Source organism: Micromonospora citrea (genome assembly GCF_049629545.1).
Lineage (GTDB): Bacteria > Actinomycetota > Actinomycetes > Mycobacteriales > Micromonosporaceae > Micromonospora > Micromonospora citrea_A.
Genome location: NZ_JBNADX010000026.1, coordinates 14,111 through 34,438, shown reverse-complemented (window position 1 = coordinate 34,438; position 20,328 = coordinate 14,111). Strand labels below are relative to the sequence as shown.

Here is a 20,328-nt window from a genome sequence, read left to right as displayed (position 1 = left end):
CGGCGGTCAGCCTTCGGCGAGGACCTCACGCAGCCGGCCGGCGAACGTGCCCGGGTCCTCGACGAAACCGATGTGCCCACCGGGGAACATCGTCGGGACGACACCCAGCGACGCGGCCAGCACCCGGGACGTACGGTCGCAGATCTCGCCGGTCGAATGCTCGCCGATGCCGACGACGACCCGGGTGGGGCCGGCGCGCAGCGCCGCGACGTCCGGCTGGAACTGGATCGTGCCCCGGACCATGTGGACGTACTGGAAGTGCTCGTCGGCGGCGGCCTGCGGCTCCGGCTCACCGCCGAACATGCCCAGGACGACCTCCTCCGGCAGCTCGATGTTGGCGATGGCGAGGAACTTGCGGCCGGCGCCCAGGCGGTCCCCGGAGACGTACGTGGCGATCATGTCCTCCTCCCGGGCGAGCAGGTCCTCGGCGTCGTCGAGGATCGCCACCAGGGGCGGCTCGTGGGCGATCACCGTGTGCGCCGCCTCCGGGTGGGCCGCGGCGAGGGCCAGCACGGTGACCGCGCCACCGCTGGAGCCGAGCACCGCGGCCGGGCCGGCGTCGAGGTGGGCGACGAGCCGGGCCAGGTCGTCGGCGCGCAACTCGGGCGTCGAGTCCTGGTGCGGGTCGTGCAACCGGCTGCGGTTGATGCCCCGCGGGTCGGTGGTCAGCACCGTGTGGTCGACGGCCAGCAACTCGGCCAGCGGCACGAACGCCCCGGCGTCCATCGGGGCGGCCACCAGCGCCACCAACGGGCCCCGCCCGCGTACCTCGTAGTGCAGCAGACCGTCGGGAACCTCCAGGGTGCCGACGATGACGTTATCGGTGGAAATGGCGCTCATCAGGGTCCTTCCGGGTCGTGACGCATGCGCGTACGCAGTGCAGACTCCCGTCGTACGGCAGAATCGTCGCTCGTGAGGGTGATTTCGGCGGAGCGCGACGGACGGGCGGCCGACGACGCCCACGAGCCGGGCCTGGCGCGGGCCCGCGACGGTGACGCGCGGGCGTTCACGGAGCTGGTGGCCCCGCTGCGCCGGGAACTGCACGCGCACTGCTACCGGATGCTCGGCTCCACCCACGACGCCGACGACGCCCTGCAGGAGGCGCTGCTGCGCGCCTGGCGGGGCCTGCCCCGCTTCGAGGGTCGCAGCTCGCTGCGGACCTGGCTGTACACGGTCTCCACCCGCACCTGCCTGGACCTGGTGGCCGGCCGCAACCGCCGGGCGCTGCCGGTCGACCTGGGCCCGGCCAGCGACCGGGCGGTGACCGACGACGCGCCGGTCACCGACGTCGCCTGGCTCGGCCCCTACCCCGACGCCGGCCTGGCCAGCTCCCCCGCCGCCCCGCACGCCCGCTACGAACAACGCGAGGCCGTCGAGCTGGCGTTCGTCGCCGCCCTGCAACACCTGCCCGGCAACCAGCGGGCCGCGCTGCTGCTCTTCGAGGTGCTGGGCTTCTCCGCCGCCGAGATCGCCGCCATGATGGCGACGTCGGTGACCTCGGTGAACTCCGCCCTCGCCCGGGCCCGCCGGATGGTGGCCGACAAGGTTCCCGCGCTCAGCCAGCAACGCACCCTGCGGCGGCTGGACGACGCCCGCCTGCGCCGGCTCGTCGACGGCTACGCCACCGCCCTGGAGAACGGCGACGCCGAGGCGCTGGTCGCCCTGCTCACCGAGGACGTCACCTGGTCCATGCCGCCGATGCCGCACTGGTACCGCGGCCTCGACGCGGTCGTCGACTTCGCCCGCGAGGTGCCGCTGACGAGGTGCGGGCAGTGGCGGCACCTGCCCACCGGCGCGAACGGCCAACCGGCGCTGGCCTGCTACCTGCGCCGGGGCACGGACGGCCCGTTCCTGGCCTGGTCGGTGAACGTGCTGACGGTGCGCGACGAGCGGATCTGCGAGATCACCTCGTTCGTGGGGGCGGAGCACGTCACCGCGTTCGGGCTGCCCTCGTCGCTGCCGGCCGACTGAGCGGGTCGCCGCGCCCGTCCTGCCCGTCGCGCCGGAATGAGTACTACGACTCAGGTGTGCGGGACTTCGGGCGACGAGGATCGTCACCATGTCCCACGCCGACGACGTCGACCAGCACGAGCAGCCAGACGACCCGTGCGGACACGTGCTGTGGCCCTGGCTGCTGCTGGCGCTGGCGCTGCCCGGCGCCGCGTGGTCGGCGTACGACGCCGTCATCGCCGTCGCCCCGTCCTTCGGCGAGCCACCGTCAGCGCAGGACCACGCCACCAGCGCCGCCGCGCTGCTCTCCGGCGCCTCGCTCTGCCTCGCCACCGCCCTGCTCACGGCGACCGTGTGCCGCCGCGTCCCGGCCACCGTCGGCTGCCTCGTCGCGAGCGCCGGTCTGGCCGCCCTGGCGGTGGCCGGGCCCGGGCGGCACGGTCCGCTCGCCGCGGCGGACCAGGCGGGTTGGGTGGCGGCGTGGACGCCGCCGACGAGTTGGCTCCTCGCCGCCGGGCTCGTCGTGGTGACGCTGCGTGCCGCGTCGGTCCGGGCCGTCCGGCGGCCGGTCGCCCATTCGGGGGCGACGTAGACCGCCGCCCTGACCGCGCCACGTCGTTGGCCGCCGTCAGCGGTACCGCCGGTGTCAGACGAGGCGCTGGATACGCACCTTTGCTCGCTCGTTTCTCAAGTGGCCTTGCTTGTGTTGGCGGACCTGCTCGTCCCAGACGTTCTGGTCGTAGTTCGGGTCCGGCGGAATCCACTTGTGTGAGCCATCGCTGTAGTGGAACTTCTCGTCGCCGGGCCTCAAGATGCTCATCGGATCCAGCCGAGGAAGCGCCGGTGCAGTTGGTCGGCAGGCAACTCGGCCAGATCCTGCAAGGCGCGCACGAACTGGGCAGCCATGTACAGCGCCAGTGGAACCGGCGCGGCGGCGAACTCCGTCCGCAGTTCCCGTCGCCGTTTCGGGCAGGGCCACGCCGCGCCGCACCCACCGCAGTTCCAGATCGGCAGCGCCGGACAGTGCGTCACCGAACGACGCATCGCCCCCACACCATCGCCGACCGGGTCTGCCGCCTGGCCGCCCAGCAGTTCCGGTACGGTTCCGGCAGCGCCGGCAATCCGGTCTTCACGTTTCCCGGTCACTGTTGGTCCACCCTCGGCCAGTGCCCACGGTTGATCGGGATCTGGTGCCGCGCTCGGCACGGCAGGTCTGCCCCGCATCGACAGACCCGCCGCCACTGTCGCCACGACCACACCGTCCGGTGCCTGCGGGCGAGGGTCATGGCTACGGCGATCAGGTACTCGTCATAGGAGACGCGTCGCCACCGTGGTGCTCGGCCGTGAACGTGGATCGCAGGCGTGGATGACCTGTCCCGCATCGTCTTTTCCCTCCGCCGGGCAGCGCGCCATGGCCGATCCCGAACCACGGGACCGGTTCTGGAACGTTCGGTAACTGCGACGCTACGATCACGGCAGCGGCCGTTGGACTCACCGGCAGTACCGGTGAGCAGGTCAAGCTCCTCGCGAAGCAGGCTAATGGGGCAGGAAACGTCGACCGCCGGTCAACGTAGGGATGTCGGATGGTGAATCAGGGACGATCCGCGCCGCATCGCGGCGAGGTCACCGGGTACCTGCTGAAGTTGATCCGAGAGTCCATTCCGATGACGCAGGAACAGTTGGCCGCAGAGCTGGCCGTCGACCGGGCAACCATCCAGAGTTGGGAATCGGGACGTCGCCCATTCACCGCGGTCGCGCTCGGACAATCCATCGTCATACGTCAGAAGTCCGCGAGACTCGGCGCAGAGAGCACCTTGCTCGCGGCTGTCGACGACGCCGCTGAAGCGGACTTCATCCTCGCCTCAGTGCTGAGCAGCAAGGTGGAGCGGACCGATGTCGCCGACCAGCCTCTCGGCTGGTCGGTGCTCACCCAGCGCCTGACGGACCTGCTCCTGTGGGCAGCGCTCGGGCAGACGCCCACATTCGTCCGAGGGCTTCGGACCATTCACCCTCGGCGCGGCCCGGTGGCCTCCAGCCCGATCCTCTCCGTCGACCAGCAGCGTGCGTTCATCGCGAACCTGCGCGTGCTCGCCGATCGCGCCGGCAGCGGACGCGAGCCGAATGTCCTCCTGCACCGGCAAGCATGCTTCCTCGCCGGAGCAGACCCGAGTGGCACCTCGGCCGCGTGGCTCGCCAACCGCAGTTCCCGAAAGGCCCGCCAGCCGACGCCCTTGCACACCTGGTCGCCGCTGTGGCCCGACGCCCGTTCCGTGGCCACCTCACTCGCCAATCAGGGTGATCCGGAACCCCTGCGGGACTTCATCGCCCGCGCTCACCCGGACGACGCGTGCGAGCGAGCCGCACTCAACTACTCGGCGTACTGGGTCGGCGAGATCGCGTACCGCCAGCGCGACGACTCCTTCATGCCTGCCGCCCTCGCCGACTGGCGAGGCTTCCGACTCCTGCGCCACCTGGTCCAGCGCCTCGACGGCAACCATCCGTTCGTAGACCTCAACGTCCACAACCTCTGGGCGCTGCTCACCGCCCGACGCGGCCTCGCCCTCGATGACCCACACACCGGGCGGGCACTGGTCGAACGCAGCACCCTGCTCCTCGACAGCGACGAGATCTCCCCGCAGTCTCGGCGGGAGCTGACGTCTATCGTCTACAGCCTGCGAACCGACGGAATCACCGGCACAGGGACGGACAGATGAGCGACGACCAGCACGCCGCCGGCGCGATGAGCTTCATCTTCGAAGCGGGCGTACTCAAGCGCGCCGCCCGCACCGGCTGGTGGTTCGCCGGAGTCAAGCAGCCCGAGTCCATCGCCGAACACTCCTTCCGCACCGCGCTCATCGGCATGATGCTCGCCGCCCTGGAGGGCGCCGACCCGGCCCGGGTTTCCATGCTCTGCGTCCTGCACGACACCCAGGAGACCCGGATCACCGACATCCCCCACATCGCCAAGCGCTACCTCACCGCCGCCCCCAACACCACCGTCACGGCCGACCAGGTCGCCGCCTGCCCGCCGGCCGTCGCCGACACGATCACCGCCGCTGTCGCCGAGTACGAAGCCGGCGAAACCCTGGAAGCCCTCGTTGCCCGCGACGCCGACAAGCTCGAATGCCTCGTCCAGGCCGTCGAATACCGCCACCAGGGCATCGACAACGTCCAACGCTGGATCGACAGCTCCCGCGCGGCGCTGAAGACCACGTCCGCTCACCGCCTCGCCGACGCCGCACTGGCCGGACAGCCCCTCGCCTGGCTCAACCCACCCCAGAAGCCAGAGTAGGTACGCCGCCTCACTTGGCGTTGAAGTAGTTCGCCTCCGGGTGGTGCACCACGATCGCGTCGGTGGCCTGCTCCGGCACCAGCTGGAACTCCTCCGACAGCTGCACCCCGATCCGCTCCGCGCCCAGCAGCTCCACGATCTTCGCCCGGTCCTCCAGCTCCGGGCAGGCCGGGTAGCCGAACGCGTACCGGCAGCCCCGGTAGTCGTTGCGCAGCAGGCCGGCCAGGTCCGCCGGGTCGTCGGCGGCGATCGTACGCCCGCCGGGCAGGGTCAGCTCGCTGCGGATGCGCCGGTGCCAGTACTCGGCGAGCGCCTCGGTGAGCTGCACGGACAGGCCGTGCACCTCCAGGTAGTCGCGGTACTCGTTGGCGGCGAACATCTTCGCGGTGTACTCGCTGATCGGCTGCCCGACCGTGACCAGCTGCAACGCCACCACGTCGAGCTGGTCGCCCTTGGGCCGGAAGAAGTCGGCCAGGCAGAGCCGGCGCTCCTGCCGCTGCCGGGGGAAGGAGAACCGGGCCCGCTCGGTGCTGGCGTTCTCGTCCAGCACGACCAGGTCGTTGCCCTCGGCGTACGCGGGGAAGTAGCCGTAGACGACGGCCGCCTCCAGGACCTGGTCGGAGATCAGCCGGTCCAGCCAGTACCGCAGCCGCGGGCGACCCTCGGTCTCCACCAGCTCCTCGTACGACGGGCCCTGCCCGCCGCGCGCGCCCCGCAGCCCCCACTGCCCGAGGAAGGTTGCCCGCTCGTCGAGCAGCGCCGAGTAGTCGGCCAGCGGCACACCCTTCACCACCCGGGTGCCGAAGAACGGCGGGGTGGGCACCTCCACGTCGGTGGCCACGTCCGAGCGGACCGAGGCGTCGTCCAGCTCGGGCAGCGCCTCGCTCACCATCGCCTTCTGCCGCTCCCGGCGGGCCCGCCGCGCCGCGAGCGCCGCCTCCCGCTCCGGGTCGACCACCGGCGCGCCGCCCCGCTTGGCGGTCATCACCCGGTCCATCAGGGACAGCCCCTCGAAGGCGTCGCGAGCGTAGTGCACCTGGCCGGGGAACATGCCGCGCAGGTCGTCCTCGACGTACGCCCGGGTGAGCGCGGCGCCGCCGAGCAGCACCGGCCAGCGCTCGGCGACCCCGCGCGAGGCCATCTCGGCGAGGTTCTCCTTCATGATCACAGTGCTCTTGACCAGCAGCCCGGACATGCCGATCGCATCGGCCCGGTGCTCCTCGGCGGCCTCCAGGATCGCGTTGATCGGCTGCTTGATGCCGATGTTGACGACCTCGTAGCCGTTGTTGGACAGGATGATGTCGACCAGGTTCTTGCCGATGTCGTGCACGTCGCCCTTGACGGTGGCGAGCACGATACGGCCCTTGCCCTCGTCGTCGGCCTTGTCCATGTGCGGTTCCAGGTAGGCCACCGCGGTCTTCATCACCTCGGCGGACTGGAGCACGAACGGCAACTGCATCTGCCCGGAGCCGAACAGCTCGCCGACGACCTTCATCCCGTCGAGCAGGATGTCGTTGATGATGGACAGCGGCGTGCGGCCCCCGGCCATCGCGGTGTCCAGGTCGGCCTCCAGGCCGTTGCGCTCCCCGTCGATGATCCGCCGCTTCAGCCGCTCGTCCAGCGGCAGCGCGGCCAGTTCCTCGGCCCGGCCGGCCCGCGCCGAGGCGGCATCGACGCCCTCGAAGACCTCGATGAACCGCTGCACCGGGTCGTACCCCTCGCGCCGCCGGTCGTAGACCAGGTCCAACGCGATCTCCCGCTGCTCGTCGGGAATCTTCGACATCGGCAGGATCTTGCTGGCGTGCACGATCGCCGAGGTGAGCCCCGCCTGCACGCACTCGTGCAGGAAGACCGAGTTGAGCACCTGCCGGGCGGCCGGGTTGAGCCCGAAGGAGACGTTGGAGATGCCGAGGGTGAAGTTGACCCCCGGATAGCGGGCGGCGATCTCCCGGATCGCCTCGATGGTCTCGATGCCGTCCCGGCGGGTCTCCTCCTGGCCGGTGGCGATGGGGAAGGTCAGCGCGTCGATGAGGATGTCGGAGCGGCGCAGCCCCCACCGGCCGGTCAGGTCGTCGATCAGCCGGGAGGCGACGCGTACCTTCCAGTCCTTCGTGCGGGCCTGGCCCTCCTCGTCGATGAGCAGCGCCACCACGGCGGCGCCGTGCTCCTTGACCACCGGCATCACCCGCGCGAAGCGGGACTCCGGGCCGTCACCGTCCTCGAAGTTGACCGAGTTGACCACGCACCGCCCGCCGAGCATCTCCAGCCCGGCCTCGACCACGGCCGGCTCGGTGGAGTCCAGCATGATCGGCAGGGTGGACGCGGTGGCGAACCGGCCGGCCAGCTCGCGCATGTCCGTGGTGCCGTCCCGGCCGACGTAGTCGACGCAGAGGTCCAGCAGGTGCGAGCCGTCGCGGGCCTGGCTGCGGGCGATCTCCACGCAGGCCTGCCAGTCGGCGGCGAGCATCGCCTCGCGGAACGCCTTCGAGCCGTTGGCGTTGGTCCGCTCCCCCACCATCAACACGCTGGCGTCCTGGGCGAACGGCACGTGGTGGTAGATCGAGGAGACGCCCGGCTCGGGCCGGGGCTCGCGGGCCACCGGCGTCGCGCCGCGCAGCCGCTCCACGAGCACCCGGATGTGCTCGGGGGTGCTGCCGCAGCAGCCACCCACCAGCGAGACGCCGTACTCGGTGACGAAACGCTCCAGGGCGTCGGCCATCTCGACCGGGGTGAGCGGGAAGTACGCCCCGTCGGCGGTGAGCACGGGCAGGCCGGCGTTCGGCATCACCGACACCGGGATGCGGGAGTTCTGGGACAGGTAGCGCAGGTGCTCGCCCATCTCGGCCGGGCCGGTGGAGCAGTTGAGCCCGATCAGGTCCACCCCGAGCGGCTCGATGGCGGTCAGCGCCGCACCGATCTCGCTGCCCAGCAGCATGGTGCCGGTGGTCTCGACGGCGACGTGGCAGATGATCGGCACCCGCACGCCCAGCTCGGCCATCGCCCGCTTCGACCCGACCACCGCGGCCTTGACCTGGAGCAGGTCCTGGCAGGTCTCGACGATCAGGGCGTCCGCGCCGCCGGCGATCAGGCCGGCGGCGTTCTCCTGGTACGCGTCGCGCAGCGTCGCGTACGCCGCGTGGCCCAGGGTGGGCAGCTTGGTGCCCGGGCCGATCGAGCCGAGCACGAAGCGGGGCTGCTCCGGCGTGGCGTACGCGTCGGCGGCCTCCCGGGCCAGCCGGGCGCCCGCCTCGGACAACTCCCGGATCCGCCCCTCGATGCCGTACTCGGCCAGGTTGGCCAGGTTGGCGCCGAAGGTGTTCGTCTCGACGCAGTCCGCCCCGACGGCCAGGTACGCCTCGTGCACCCCGCGCACCACGTCGGGCCGGGTGACGTTGAGGATCTCGTTGCATCCTTCGAGGCCGTCGTAGTCGTCGAGGGTCAGGTCCGCGGCATGCAGCATCGTCCCCATCGCGCCGTCGGCGATGAGGATCCGGTCGGCCAGCACATCGAGCATCGAAGTCCGCACGCTCACAGGTTAATCCGACCATCCGGGTGACCGCTGCGACCCGCTGGCGGTCCCACATTCTGTCAGCGGAATCACCGCTTCCGATTCGTACCGGTTCGCCGGGCTGGCCGATCGGCGGACCGGCGCGGCCGACGGGCCGTGTCCAGCGTCGGCACGTAGGCTGGCGGACGTGAAGGACATCAGCGACGCGACCGTGCGACAGCTCCAGGTCGCGGCGCGGCGTCAGACGCGCCGAGCCGGAGTTGTCGTAGGCGGGCGGACGAGCGGGCGGACGCCCGGCGCCGTCCCCGACGAGCAGGGTGAGGTGACGGCGTGACCGAGTTCGACGGGCTGCCGGTGCTGCGGTCCCCGGTGGCGATCGCCGCCTTCGAGGGCTGGAACGACGCCGCGGACGCCTCGACCGCCGCCGTGGAGCACCTGGAGCAGGTCTGGCAGGCCCGGCCGGTCACCGAGCTGGACCCGGAGGACTTCTACGACTTCCAGGTCAGCCGGCCGACGATCAGCATGGCCGACGGCGAGACCCGGCGGGTCGAGTGGCCCACCACCCGGTTCATGGTGGCCAGCCCGGAGGGCACCGAGCGGGACGTGGTGCTGATCCGGGGCATCGAGCCGAGCATGCGCTGGCGCACCTTCTGCGAGCAGGTGCTGGAGATCTGCCACAGCCTGGAGGTGGAACGGGTGGTGCTGCTCGGCGCGCTGCTGGCCGACGTGCCGTACACCCGGCCGTTGCCGATCAGCGGCAGCGCCTCCGACGCGGCGGCCGCCGAGCGCTACCAGCTCACCCCCACCCGCTACGACGGGCCGACCGGCATCGTCGGGGTCCTGCACGACGCGTGCATCCGGGCCGAGGTCGACGCCGTCTCCTTCTGGGTGCACGTGCCGCACTACGCCAACAACCCACCCTGCCCGAAGGCCACCCTCGCGCTGCTGCACCGGGTGGAGGACGTGCTCGACCTGCCGGTGCCGATGGCCGACCTGGCCGAGGAGGCCGCCGAGTGGGAGCAGCGGGTGCGCGGCGCCGCCGAGCAGGACGCCGAGCTGGGCGAGTACGTCCGGGAGCTGGAGGAGCGCGTCGGCGACGCCGGCATCACCCCGCTGACCGGCGACGAGATCGCCCAGGAGTTCGAGAAGTACCTGCGCCGCCGGGGCGGCTCCGCCGGGCCGACCGCCGGCTCCTGGTAGCCCCTCCCCCGCGCCGCACCGGCCCCCGGACGTCTCGTCGTCCGGGGGCCGGTGCTCATCGCGGCCGGCACGCCCGCCGGCGCCACCATCGAGGCGGGGGCGTGTCCGGGGTGGCGACGTCACCACCTCTAGGGCATCCTAGGAACCTAGCTGTCAACAGGAGGCGGGTGTGCAGATCAACCCGGGGGCCGCCGAGTTCCCGCACCGGCAGATCGCCGCGCAGCTCAAGGCCCAGGTGCGCCGCGGCGACTGGGCGCCGGGCGAGCGGCTGCCGTCCATCCCGGCCATCGCCGAGATGTTCGGCGTGGCGAAGCAGACCGTGCAACGCGCCGTCGACCAACTGCGGGTCGAGGGCATCCTGATCACCAAGCCCGGCTCCGGCACGTACGTGCGCGGCACCCGCCGCCGGCTCAACCGGCTCTCCCGCGGCCGCTACGGCGGCTTCCGCGGCTACCACACCGACCTGGCCGCCCGGTACCGGCAGCAACTCGTCCAGGTCGGCCGCGCACCGGCCCCGCCGGAGGTGGCCGACGCGTTCGGCGTGCCCGACGGCACCGAACTGCTCTGCCGCCGGCACCTGGTGCGCACCGACGACTCACCGGTGGAGGTGGGCGCCTCCTGGTTCCTGCCGAAGGACACCGCCGGCACCTCGCTGGAACGCGCCGAGGCGTTCGGCCGGCCCCTCTACCAGGAGGCCGAGGAGGCCACCGGCCGACGGTACGTCTCGGCGACCGACACCATCAGCGCCCGGCAGCCCAGCCGGGAGGAGGCCGAGACCCTCCAGATCCGCCCCGACACACCGGTGCTGCACCTGCTGCACGTCGCCTACGACGGCGATCGCAAGCCGATCGAGGTCGCCCAGGCCACCTGGCCCGGCCCGATGACCACCCTCACCGAGGAGTACCGGATCCCCGCCCCCACCCCCGACCCAACCCCTGACCCCGACCCCGGCCTGGTCCTCGGCTGACCCACCCCCGTCGATCTTGCACTTCTGGTGTCGACAAGACGGGCGAACGCCTCGAATCAACCACCAAAGTGCAAGATCGGCGACGGGTAGGAGGGAGGGGGCGGGAGGGAGACGGGGGTGGGGTCAGAGGCGGATGCCGAGCAGGGCGTCCACGGTGGTGGCGAAGAGCGCCGGCGCGTGTGGGTCGTCGCTCGGGGCCGCCAGTGCCCGCTCGGCCCAGTCGTCGGCCAGCGCGAGCGCTCCCGGGGTGTCCAGGTCATCGGCGAGCCGGGCGCGTACCCCTGCCAGGAACGCCTCCCCGGACGGCCCGGCCGGCGCGGCGGCGGCCCGCCGCCAGCGGGCCAGCCGCGCCTGTGCGGCGTCGAGCAGGTCATCGGTCCAGGTGCGGTCGGCACGGTAGTGCCCGGACATCAGCCCGAGCCGCACGGCCATCGGGTCGACCCGGTCGGCCCGCAGCCGGGAGACGAAGACCAGGTTGCCCTTGGACTTCGACATCTTCTCGCCGTCCAGGCCGATCATGCCGGCGTGCACGTAGTGGTCGGCGAAGGGCGCCGCGCCGGTGAGCCGCTCGGCGTGCGCGGCGGAACACTCGTGGTGCGGGAAGAGCAGATCGTTGCCGCCGCCCTGCACGTCGATCTGGTCGCCGAGCAGATTCAGCGCGATCACCGCGCACTCGATGTGCCAGCCGGGTCGGCCGGCCCCCAGCTCGCCGCCGGGCCAGGACGGCTCCCCCTCGCGGGCCCCGCGCCACAGCAGCGGGTCCAACGGGTCGCGCTTGCCGGCCCGATCCGGGTCGCCACCGCGCTCCGGGAAGATCTCCAACATCTGCGCACGGGTCAGGTTGGACTCGTAGCCGAACGCCGGCGCCGCGCCGATGTCGAAGTAGACGTCGCCGGTGCCGTCGTCGAGCCGGTACGCCGCGCCGTCCTTGAGCAGCACCTGAACCTTGTCGGCGATGTCCGGGATCGACTCCACCGCGCCGACGTAGTGCGCCGGCGGGATCATCCGCAGCGCCTCCATGTCCTCACGGAACAGCGCGGTCTCCCGCATGGCCAGGACCTTCCAGTCCTCGCCGTCGCGCTCGGCCCGCTCCAGCAGCGGATCGTCGATGTCGGTGACGTTCTGCACGTACCGCACGGTCAGGCCGGCGTCGCGCCACATCCGCTGCACCAGATCGAAGGTGATCATGGTGGCGGCGTGGCCCAGGTGGGTGGCGTCGTACGGGGTGATGCCGCAGACGTACATGCTCGCCGTGCCGTCGGGCCGGCTGGGATGGACACCGCGCCGCGCCGAGTCGTACAAGCTCAGTGGCCCGCCGTTCCCCGGCAGCCGTGGCACCTCGTGTCCCGCCCATGACTCCATGACCGTCAGCCTAACGAGCCGTCAGTCCACGGGGAGGCACCCTCCGGGTGATCAACACGACAACGGCTCACATGGGCGGCCAGGGCATCGCCGGCCAGTCCTGCGGCGGCTGCGGGTAACGACCGGTCTCGCGCAGCCGGTCGACACGCGCGGCCAGCTCGGCGACCTCACCGACGGTCAGGTGCTCGGCCAGCTCCTCGCCCAGCTCACCGGCGACCAGACCGGCGAGGGCGTCGAGCATCGCCACCGCGTCCGGCGGCAACTGCCGGCCCGCCCAGCCCCACAGGACCGTCCGCAGCTTCTCCTCGACGTGGAAGCAGACGCCGTGGTCGACACCGTAGAGCCGGTCGTCCGGGCCGACGAGCACGTGCCCACCCTTGCGGTCGGCGTTGTTGAGCACCGCGTCGAGCACCGCGAGGCGGGCCAGCCGCGGATCGTCGGCGTGAGCGAGCGCGTACGCGGCCCCGTCGTCGTCCCGGGCGGCCGCGACCGGGAACCAGCGCGGCGGCACCGCCGTGGCGGGGACGAACCCGACCAGGGGCTCGACGTCGGACGGCTCGTCGATCCAGAGCTGACAGGAGCCGGGACCGAACGGCCCGTCGCGCAGCACCGTCGGCGGCACCAGGTCCCACCCGGTGGCCCGGGAGACCAGGTACGCCGCGACCTCCCGCCCGGCCAGGGTGCCGTCCGGGAAGTCCCACAGCGGACGCTCCCCGCGCACCGGCTTGTAGACGCAGCGGGCGGTCCGCCCGTCCAGGGTGAGGATCCCGCGCAGGGTCGTGTTGGAGGCGTCGACCAGCCGCCCCTCGATGTCGAGTTCGCCGTCGCGCAGCAGCCGGAGCGCCGCGCTGCCGTCGTGGCGGGGCTGCAACTCCGACGAGGTCACCGGTGGTAACCGTTGTGCCGGGGACAGAGGTGACCGGCGGGGTCGAGCGGCTGCCCGCAGAGCGGGCAGGGCGGCCGGCCGGCGTTGACCACCCGGCGGGCCCGCTCGATGAACTCACGGGTCGCCTCGGGAGTCAGCCGCACCCGGAGCCGGTCGAGGTCCTCGTCCGGCTCCTCGTCCTCGTCGGCCTCGTCGTCGGCGTCGTCGCCACCGAGCTCGACCTCGACCTCCGTCTCACCGGCGGCGATCGCCTCGATCACCACGGTCGCGCTGTCGACGTCGAAGGCCAGGCCGAGGGTGCCGACCCGGAACTCCTCGTCGACCGGGGTGTCCAGCGGGTCGTTGTCGCCGAGCGCGGCCGGCGCCTCGGGCAGCTCCACACCGAAGCGGCGCTGGGCCTCGGCGAGCAACTCCTCCAGCTTCTCGGCGAGCAGGGACACCTGCACCTTCTCCAGCGCGACGCTGACCAGCCGGCCGCCGCCGCGAGCCTGCAGGAAGAACGTGCGCTCCCCCGGCGGCCCGACGGTCCCGGCGACGAACCGCTCCGGCGGCTCGAAGGCGTGCACCTGGTGGGTCATGCCCACGACCCTATCCGGCGGGCGGAAGCGTCGCGTACCGCACCGAGGGTGGTTCAGCCGAGGGCGAAACGCCGCGGGCGACGCGCGAGCGACCCCGGCGTGGCGGCCCCGCTCACCCGGCGGCCCCCGCGCCGCCGCCCACGGCGGCGTCGGAATCGGCCCGCCGGCTCGCCCGCCGCACCAGCGCGGCCAGGTCACCGCCGGTGTCGTTGAGCCGGACCAGGAAGGGGCGCAGCGGGGTGTAGCGGATCGCGGTGACCGACGCCGGGTCGGCGACGATGCGCTGGAACAGATCCAGGTGTACGCCGAGCGCGTCCGCCACGATGGCCTTGATCACATCACCGTGGCTGCACGCCAGCCAGACCGCCTCGGGGCCGTGCTCGGCGGTGACCCGGGCGTCCCAGGTGCGCACCGCGGCGACCGCCCGGGCGGCCATCGCGGCCATCGCCTCGCCCTCCGGGAAGACCGCGGCGCTGGGGTGCTGCTGCACGACCGGCCAGAGCGGCTCCTTGGCCAGCTTCTTCAGCGGCTGCCCCTCCCAGGTGCCGTAGCCGCACTCGATCAGCCCTTCCTCGACCACCGGCGCGACCTGCGGCAGCGCCAGCTCCAGGGTCTGCCGGCAGCGGATCAGCGGGCTGGTGACCACTGTCGCCAGCGGCAGAGCGCGCAGCCGCTCGCCGACGGCGGCGGCCTGGGCGCGGCCGGTGTCGTCGAGCTCGACCGGCTGGCGGCCGGCCAGCCCGCCGTCGGCGTTCGCCGTCGTCCGGCCGTGTCGCAGAAGCAGAAGGGTCGCCACGCCGTCCACCCTACGGGCGGGCCGCACACGCGGCGGCCCCCGGCACTCAGCTGGTGTCGGGGGCCGTCGGTGCGGTCGCGTCCGCCCGGCGCGCCGACGCCGGGCGGGCGGCTCAGGTGGCGCTGATCGTGCCGGTGAGCAGCAGCGCGAGCACCAGCGTGCCGAGCGCCACCCGGTAGAGCACGAAGACGTACAGGGTGTGGTGGGCGACGTAGCGCAGCAGCCAGGCGATGGCCGCGTAGCCGATCGCGAAGGCGATCACGGTGGCCACCACCATCTGCGCCACGGACGGCACCGAGGTGCCCGGCGCGGCCGGTTCGAACACGTCACCGACGCTGAAGATCCCCGACATCACCACCGCCGGGATGGCCAGCAGGAAGGAATACCGCGCCGCCGCCTCCCGGGTCAGGTTGAGCAGCAGGCCGGCGGTGAGCGTCCCGCCGGAGCGGGACACCCCCGGGATCAGCGCCATCGCCTGGGCGAAGCCCATCACGACGCCGTCGCGCATCCGGAAGTTCTCCAGCGTGCGGGTCTGCCGGCCCCAGTACTCGGCGAAGGCCAGCACGAAGGCGAAGACGATCAGCGTGGTGGCGACCACCCACAGGTTGCGGGCGGTCTCCCGGATCTGGTCCTTGAAGAGGAACCCGAACAGCCCGATCGGGATCGAGCCGACGATGACGTACCAGCCCATCCGGTAGTCGAGGCTGGAACGCACCGAGCGGTCCCGCAGGCCGACCAGCCAGGTCCGGGTGATCCGCCAGATGTCCTTGGCGAAGTAGATCAGCACCGCCGCCTCGGTGCCCAGCTGGGTCACCGCGGTGAAGGAGGCGCCGGCGTCCCGGTCGAAGAAGATCGCGGAGGTGATCCGCAGGTGTCCCGACGAGCTGACCGGCAGGAACTCGGTGAGTCCCTGGACGATGCCCAGGACGATGGCTTCGACCCAGGTCACTCGCCGACCCCGGAGAGGTCGAGGGCCTCGGCCACGGTACGCAGGGTCTGCACGCCGCTGTCCCGGTCGGCGACGAAGAGGGTCACCGACAGGGTGGTCACGCCGGCCGCGGCGTACTCCCGCAGCCGCTCGGCGATGCGCTCCTTCGGGCCGAGCAGCGAGGTGCGGTCGATGAACTCCATCGGCACCGCGGCGGCGGCGTCGCGCTGCCGCTTGGCCAGGTAGAGGTCCTGCACCTCGCGGGCGGCGTCGCCGTAGCCCATCCGGGTGGCCAGCTGGTTGTAGAAGTTCTGCTGCCGGCTGCCCATGCCGCCGACGTAGAGGGCGGCGTACCAGCGGACCAGCTCGGCGCAGGAGGCGACGTCGTCGCCGACCACCACCGGCACCGAGGGGACGACGTCGAAGCCGGCCAGCTCCTTGCCGGCCTTGGCCCGGCCGGCGCGCACCGAGGCGAGCTGCTCCTCGGCGAACTCGGGGGCGTAGAAGACGGCGAGCCAGCCGTCGGCGATCTCGCCGGCCAGTTCGAGGTTCTTCGGGCCGACGGCGGCCAGGTAGATCGGGATGTGCTCGCGCGGCGGGTGGAAGCCCAGCCGCAGCGCCTTGCCCGGCCCGTCGGGCAGCGGCAGGGTGTAGTGCTCGCCGTCGTAGGCGACCTCCTTGCGGGCCACCGCGAGCTTCACGATGTCGACGTACTCCCGGGTGCGCGCGAGCGGCTTGGCGAAGCGCACGCCGTGCCAACCCTCGGAGACCTGGGGCCCGGAGACGCCCAGACCGAGCCGGAACCGGCCGCCGGAGAGCGCGTCGATGGTGGCCGCGGTCATCGCGGTCATCGCCGGGGTACGGGCGGGGATCTGCATCACCGCGCTGCCCACGTCGATCCGCTCGGTCTGGCCGGCCATCCAGGCCAGCATGCTCGGCGAGTCGGAGCCGTAGGCCTCGGCGGCCCACACCACCGAGTAGCCGAGCCGGTCCGCCTCCTGGGCGAGCGCGAGGTGGTCGGCGGGTGTGCTCCACGCCGTCTGGTATCCGAGGCTGAGCCCGAGTCGCACTGGTCCTCCCCCATCCGCAGCACAGGTCGCACCAGGGTACGCAATGGCGGAGGTGGCCCCGATCACCGGCTCACCCCACCCGGGCGGGCGGTCGACGACCGGCGCGGACCCGGCCGACGGTCGGATCGGCGACGCGGAGGCCAGAGATGACGGGAGCGAGGATATCCGTGACGCCGGGTTCGAAATAAGGTTCACCCATGCAACAGCGACCGCTCGGCCGAAGCGGGCTGGCGGTTTCCCGGCTCGCGCTCGGCACCATGACCTGGGGTCGGGACACCGACCCCGACGACGCGGCCGCCCAGCTGAAGAGTTTCCTCGACGCGGGCGGCAACCTGGTCGACACCGCCGACGTCTTCGGCGACGGCGACGCCGAGTCGGTGCTCGGCTCGCTGCTGGGCGCTCTCGTCCCCCGCGACGAGGTGCTCATCGCCACCAAGGCGGGCCTGCGGCCGGGCAGCGGACGGCGGCGCGACGGCTCCCGGGGCCACCTGCTGCGCACCCTCGACGCGTCGCTGCGCCGGCTGGGCACCGACCACGTCGACCTGTGGCAGGTGCACGGGTACGACCCGGACACCCCGCTGGAGGAGACCCTCGCGGCGCTGGATCACGCGGTGGCCAGCGGCCGGGTCCGCTACGTCGGCGTGTCGAACTTCTCCGGCTGGCAGACCGCCCGCGCCGCCGCCTGGCAGGCCGCCTGGCCGGGGCGGGCCCCGGTCGTCGCCGCGCAGGTGGAGTACTCGCTGCTGGAGCGGGGCGTGGAGCGGGAGGTGCTGCCGGCCTGCGCCGCGCTCGGGCTGGGTGTGCTGCCCTGGTCGCCGCTGGGTCGGGGGGTGCTCACCGGCAAGTACCGCAACGGGCGGCCCGCGGACTCCCGGGCCGCCTCGGCGCACTTCGAGCGTTTCGTCACCACCTACCTGGAACCGCGCTGCTCCAGCATCGTGGAGGCGGTCGCCATCGCGGCCGGCGGGCTGGGCGTCTCACCGCTGGAGGTGGCGCTGGCCTGGATCCGGGACCGGCCCGGGGTGACCGCGCCGATCCTGGGCGCGCGCACGGTGGGTCAACTGCTCGGCGCGCTCCAGGTGGAGCGGATGACCCTGCCGGAGGAGATCACCACCGCGCTGGACGACGTCTCCGCCGTGCCGGTGGGGTACCCCGAGCGGGACGGCTGAGCGCTCACCGGCCCCCGGGCCGCTTGCCGGGGACGCCCTCCAGCGCCTGCAGGAAGCGGTTCTGATCGTCGCGGGTGGTCGGGTTCACCACGTGGATCCAGGAGCCGTCGTCGAAGACGATCGTCGCCGGGAACTGCACCAGGCGGCTGGGGCCGTAGTCGAAGTCGATCCGGGCGACGCGGCGCCGCTCCACGCTCCACAGCAGCCGGGGCCGGCGCTCGTCCGGCTGACCCGGGGCGGGACGTTCGGGCAGCTCCAGCACGTGCAGGTGGGTGTCGGTGACCGCGACCGGGGTGTCTTTGAACCGGGCCAGGAACAGCAGCATGCCGCCGGCGAGGCTGGTCAGGTCGCCGCTGAACGCGTACCGGTAGTGGAAGGTGAACTCGGCGAGCTGGTCGGCGAGCGGCTCGTACGCGTCGAAGCCGAACAGCGCCCGGAACGCCTCCTGCTCTCCGGTGAGCGGCAGCGGCCGCCTCGGCGGCACGAGTTGCCCGTCCTGCGCCCGCCCGGCATCCGTCCCGCCCGCCACCACCGCCTTGGCGGGCAGGGTGAGCACGCCGGCGGCGATCCGCACCGGGGTGATCACCGCGTCGACCCAGGCGACCGGGTTGACGATGTTCAGCAGCCCGAACAGCACCCGAGGGTCGAACGAGTCGGCGAGGGCGTCGCCCACCTGATCGGCGAACTGCGCGCCCATCTTGTGGTACTCGTCGCCGTAGAAGCCGAACTGGCTGACGTAGCGGACCTGCTGGCCCGGCACCAGGGGGGCCACCAGCAGCCGCTCGGGCTCGTCGGTGCCACGGAACTCCTCGCGCAGCTCCCGGGCCTTGTCCCGGACGCTGCGCGCCTGGCCCACCACCGAGCCGGTCAGCCGGGTGATCCGGTTCCACGCTCCGGTCATGTCGTCCCCTCCGTCATGACGGCCACCTGCGCACCGGCGGCCGGACCCGGTCGGCGGTCCGAGGACATTGTGGCCGACCCGGTCGAGGCGACCCACCGCCGGGCGAGCGCGCCGCGTGCTCGGGTCCGGGCCCGCCGCGCCCTCGCCCGCCACCGCGGTGGAACGGCCCGTCGGCGACACCACCGACCGGATGATCCGTCGCCGGGACGGCCCGGACGGCTACCGGCCCGCCGGTTGCTCGGCGGGCGGCTGCCCGAAGACGTTCTGGTCGATCCAGTCGGCGCCGCTCTGCACGGCCTCCTGCACCTGGTCGCCGACCTGCTCGGAGCCGGGCACGGACAGCCCGGTGGCGATCGCGACGGTGCCCCAGGTGACGCCGTGGATGACGGTGTTGGGGATGTTCCAGGGCAGGTTCGTCGCCCAGTCCCGGGCGATGATCCTGCCGCCGTCGACGAGGCCGTTGTTGCGCAGCGCGCCCATCCGGTCGAACATGCCCATGTCGAACGGCGAGCCGGACTTGCCGAGCTTGAACGTGCCCTTCGCCGGGTCGGTGATCTTGTGGTGCCACTTGTCCGCCTTGCCGGCGGCGGCCCGCTTGTCGGCGTACTTCTGGCCCTTCATCAGGGCCTTCTGCTTGTCGGCGAGCTTGTTCAGGTGCCGGCCCAGCTTCTGCAACTGGGTGATGATCTTCTCCAGCTTGAGGATGATCCGCTCGAGCAGCCGGACCACCTTCGGCAGATGGGTCGCCAGCGGCCGGATGGCCTTCACGGCCCGAGCCAGAGTGATCATGAAGCGGGTGGCGGTGACCGCCATGCCGGTGGCCCAGGACGCGCCGGCCGTGAACGGCGCCATCAGCAGCGCGGTGATCAGGGTGACCAGCAGGAAGTTGACGAACTCGACGCAGATGTCGACCAGCACGTCGTGGGTGATCTGCAACCCGTCGGCGACGCCCCGCAGGTACTCCGCCGTCGCGGTGAACTGGTCGGCCACGTCCAGCAACTGCTGCTCGGTCTCGGCGAGGCGCTGGCCGTACGCGTCCCCCGCCGGCGAGCGCCAGCCGGCGCGCTCGGCCTCACGGACGCTGCGGTGGTTGAGCGCGATCTCGCGTACCCGGGCGGCGACGGCGTCCCACTGCGTCGCGTGCGCCCGCAGCACCTCGGGGTCGCCGTCGACCATGTCGACCAACTGGATCAGCGGCCAGGCGAGGGTACGACAGACACTGTCGACCGCCTTGTCCACCGTGGACAGCGCGCCGTCGATGTTGTTCCACAGCTCGACGGCGCTGCCCGCGGGCCCGCTCATCGGCCCAGCCCTGAGCGGATCGCGGTGAAGCCGGCGTCGATCTGCTGCTCGTTGCGCTCGTACGAGTCCGCCGTGGCCCCGAGCGACGTCTCCACCCGGCCGAAGGCGTCCTGCCCGGCACGGAACATCTCCATGCCGCCCCGCACCTGCTCGGCGTACTTGTCGCGCAGGATGTCGCTGGCGAAGGGCAGATGGCCGAAGGCCCCGGGAGGCACCTCCGCGGCCCCCGCGACGGCGGTGTGCAGCCCGCCCAGTCCCGCGGCGGCGTCCGCCGCGGCAGTCTGCAGGCGACGGACCGTCGCCACGTCCACTTCGATGTCCGGCATCGCCGCTTCCCCCTGTCAGTCGGCGCAGTGACGATACGATCCACCGGCCGTCGGCCGCCACCCCGGTCGACGCCAGGAACGGGGAGGACCGAG

Annotated in this window: 20 protein-coding genes; 7 read left to right on the top strand and 13 right to left on the bottom strand. The window is 72.4% G+C overall.

The features are described 5' to 3' along the window. Positions 1-6 precede the first annotated feature (6 nt). The gene (locus ACPFP2_RS24000) at positions 7-840 is read right to left on the bottom strand and encodes an alpha/beta fold hydrolase (RefSeq protein WP_424091627.1); all 834 of its coding nucleotides are present in this window, start codon (positions 838-840) and stop codon (positions 7-9) included. A gap of 72 nt (positions 841-912) precedes the next feature. On the opposite strand from ACPFP2_RS24000, the gene ACPFP2_RS23995 reads away from it, so the two are divergent. Beyond that, positions 913-1,971, top strand: coding sequence for a sigma-70 family RNA polymerase sigma factor (locus ACPFP2_RS23995; RefSeq protein ID WP_424091624.1), 1,059 nt, complete (start codon positions 913-915; stop codon positions 1,969-1,971). Between the two features lie 88 nt (positions 1,972-2,059). Then, positions 2,060-2,542 (top strand): hypothetical protein, encoded by a 483-nt coding sequence (locus tag ACPFP2_RS23990; RefSeq protein WP_424091622.1) that lies wholly within the window; start codon positions 2,060-2,062, stop codon positions 2,540-2,542. 54 nt (positions 2,543-2,596) lie between these two features. On the opposite strand, the gene ACPFP2_RS23985 is transcribed toward ACPFP2_RS23990, so the two are convergent. After that, a complete protein-coding gene (locus ACPFP2_RS23985; RefSeq protein WP_424091620.1) occupies positions 2,597-2,770 on the bottom strand; it encodes a hypothetical protein in 174 nt (57 codons plus the stop codon). Then, positions 2,767-2,994, bottom strand: coding sequence for a hypothetical protein (locus tag ACPFP2_RS23980; RefSeq protein WP_424091729.1), 228 nt, complete (start codon positions 2,992-2,994; stop codon positions 2,767-2,769). The genes ACPFP2_RS23985 and ACPFP2_RS23980 overlap by 4 nt, the downstream gene beginning before the upstream one ends. A gap of 539 nt (positions 2,995-3,533) precedes the next feature. Here ACPFP2_RS23980 and ACPFP2_RS23975 point away from each other — a divergent pair. Further along, entirely contained in the window at positions 3,534-4,664 is a 1,131-nt protein-coding gene (locus ACPFP2_RS23975) for a helix-turn-helix domain-containing protein (protein WP_424091618.1), read from the top strand. Beyond that, positions 4,661-5,242: an HD domain-containing protein gene (locus ACPFP2_RS23970; RefSeq protein ID WP_424091616.1), complete on the top strand. Its 582-nt coding sequence runs from the start codon at positions 4,661-4,663 to the stop codon at positions 5,240-5,242. Before ACPFP2_RS23975 ends, ACPFP2_RS23970 begins: the two co-directional genes overlap by 4 nt. Before the next feature lie 10 nt (positions 5,243-5,252). On the opposite strand, the gene metH is transcribed toward ACPFP2_RS23970, so the two are convergent. Next, positions 5,253-8,768 (bottom strand): methionine synthase, encoded by a 3,516-nt coding sequence (metH, locus tag ACPFP2_RS23965; protein ID WP_424091614.1) that lies wholly within the window; start codon positions 8,766-8,768, stop codon positions 5,253-5,255. A 312-nt stretch (positions 8,769-9,080) separates the two neighbouring features. Here metH and ACPFP2_RS23960 point away from each other — a divergent pair, with 312 nt between their 5' ends. Together ACPFP2_RS23960 and ACPFP2_RS23955 are read left to right on the top strand one after the other, a co-directional pair. Next, positions 9,081-9,950 carry a PAC2 family protein gene (locus tag ACPFP2_RS23960; RefSeq protein ID WP_088978749.1) on the top strand — a complete coding sequence of 290 codons (870 nt, stop codon included), beginning with the start codon at positions 9,081-9,083 and terminating at the stop codon, positions 9,948-9,950. 169 nt (positions 9,951-10,119) lie between these two features. After that, on the top strand, positions 10,120-10,917 hold the full coding sequence (locus ACPFP2_RS23955) for a GntR family transcriptional regulator (RefSeq protein ID WP_424091612.1): 798 nt from the start codon (positions 10,120-10,122) through the stop codon (positions 10,915-10,917). A 123-nt stretch (positions 10,918-11,040) separates the two neighbouring features. Here the strand turns inward: ACPFP2_RS23955 and mshC are convergent, their stop codons facing one another. The 6 genes from mshC to ACPFP2_RS23925 form a co-directional block, all read right to left on the bottom strand. Then, positions 11,041-12,279 (bottom strand): cysteine--1-D-myo-inosityl 2-amino-2-deoxy-alpha-D-glucopyranoside ligase, encoded by a 1,239-nt coding sequence (gene mshC / locus ACPFP2_RS23950; protein WP_424091610.1) that lies wholly within the window; start codon positions 12,277-12,279, stop codon positions 11,041-11,043. Positions 12,280-12,346: 67 nt separating this feature from the next. After that, entirely contained in the window at positions 12,347-13,165 is an 819-nt protein-coding gene (locus ACPFP2_RS23945; RefSeq protein WP_424091608.1) for an SCO1664 family protein, read from the bottom strand. Beyond that, a complete protein-coding gene (locus ACPFP2_RS23940; RefSeq protein ID WP_424091607.1) occupies positions 13,162-13,743 on the bottom strand; it encodes a DUF3090 domain-containing protein in 582 nt (193 codons plus the stop codon). Before ACPFP2_RS23940 ends, ACPFP2_RS23945 begins: the two co-directional genes overlap by 4 nt. A 112-nt stretch (positions 13,744-13,855) precedes the next feature. Then, entirely contained in the window at positions 13,856-14,539 is a 684-nt protein-coding gene (locus tag ACPFP2_RS23935) for an MSMEG_4193 family putative phosphomutase (protein WP_424091605.1), read from the bottom strand. Between the two features lie 112 nt (positions 14,540-14,651). Further along, positions 14,652-15,488, bottom strand: a complete 837-nt coding sequence (locus tag ACPFP2_RS23930; RefSeq protein ID WP_424091603.1) for an undecaprenyl-diphosphate phosphatase — start codon at positions 15,486-15,488, stop codon at positions 14,652-14,654. Continuing rightward, complete coding sequence (locus ACPFP2_RS23925; protein ID WP_424091602.1) at positions 15,485-16,537, bottom strand: LLM class F420-dependent oxidoreductase; 1,053 nt, start codon at positions 16,535-16,537, stop codon at positions 15,485-15,487. Before ACPFP2_RS23925 ends, ACPFP2_RS23930 begins: the two co-directional genes overlap by 4 nt. A 197-nt stretch (positions 16,538-16,734) precedes the next feature. On the opposite strand from ACPFP2_RS23925, the gene ACPFP2_RS23920 reads away from it, so the two are divergent. After that, positions 16,735-17,706 carry an aldo/keto reductase gene (locus ACPFP2_RS23920; RefSeq protein WP_424091600.1) on the top strand — a complete coding sequence of 324 codons (972 nt, stop codon included), beginning with the start codon at positions 16,735-16,737 and terminating at the stop codon, positions 17,704-17,706. A gap of 4 nt (positions 17,707-17,710) precedes the next feature. Here ACPFP2_RS23920 and ACPFP2_RS23915 read toward each other — a convergent pair whose 3' ends face one another. From ACPFP2_RS23915 to ACPFP2_RS23905, 3 genes are all read right to left on the bottom strand, one after another. Then, positions 17,711-18,607: a hypothetical protein gene (locus tag ACPFP2_RS23915; RefSeq protein WP_424091599.1), complete on the bottom strand. Its 897-nt coding sequence runs from the start codon at positions 18,605-18,607 to the stop codon at positions 17,711-17,713. Between the two features lie 219 nt (positions 18,608-18,826). Further along, entirely contained in the window at positions 18,827-19,909 is a 1,083-nt protein-coding gene (locus ACPFP2_RS23910) for a WXG100 family type VII secretion target (RefSeq protein ID WP_424091597.1), read from the bottom strand. Further along, a complete protein-coding gene (locus tag ACPFP2_RS23905) occupies positions 19,906-20,235 on the bottom strand; it encodes a hypothetical protein (protein ID WP_424091595.1) in 330 nt (109 codons plus the stop codon). The genes ACPFP2_RS23910 and ACPFP2_RS23905 overlap by 4 nt, the downstream gene beginning before the upstream one ends. Between the last annotated feature and the right edge of the window lie 93 nt (positions 20,236-20,328).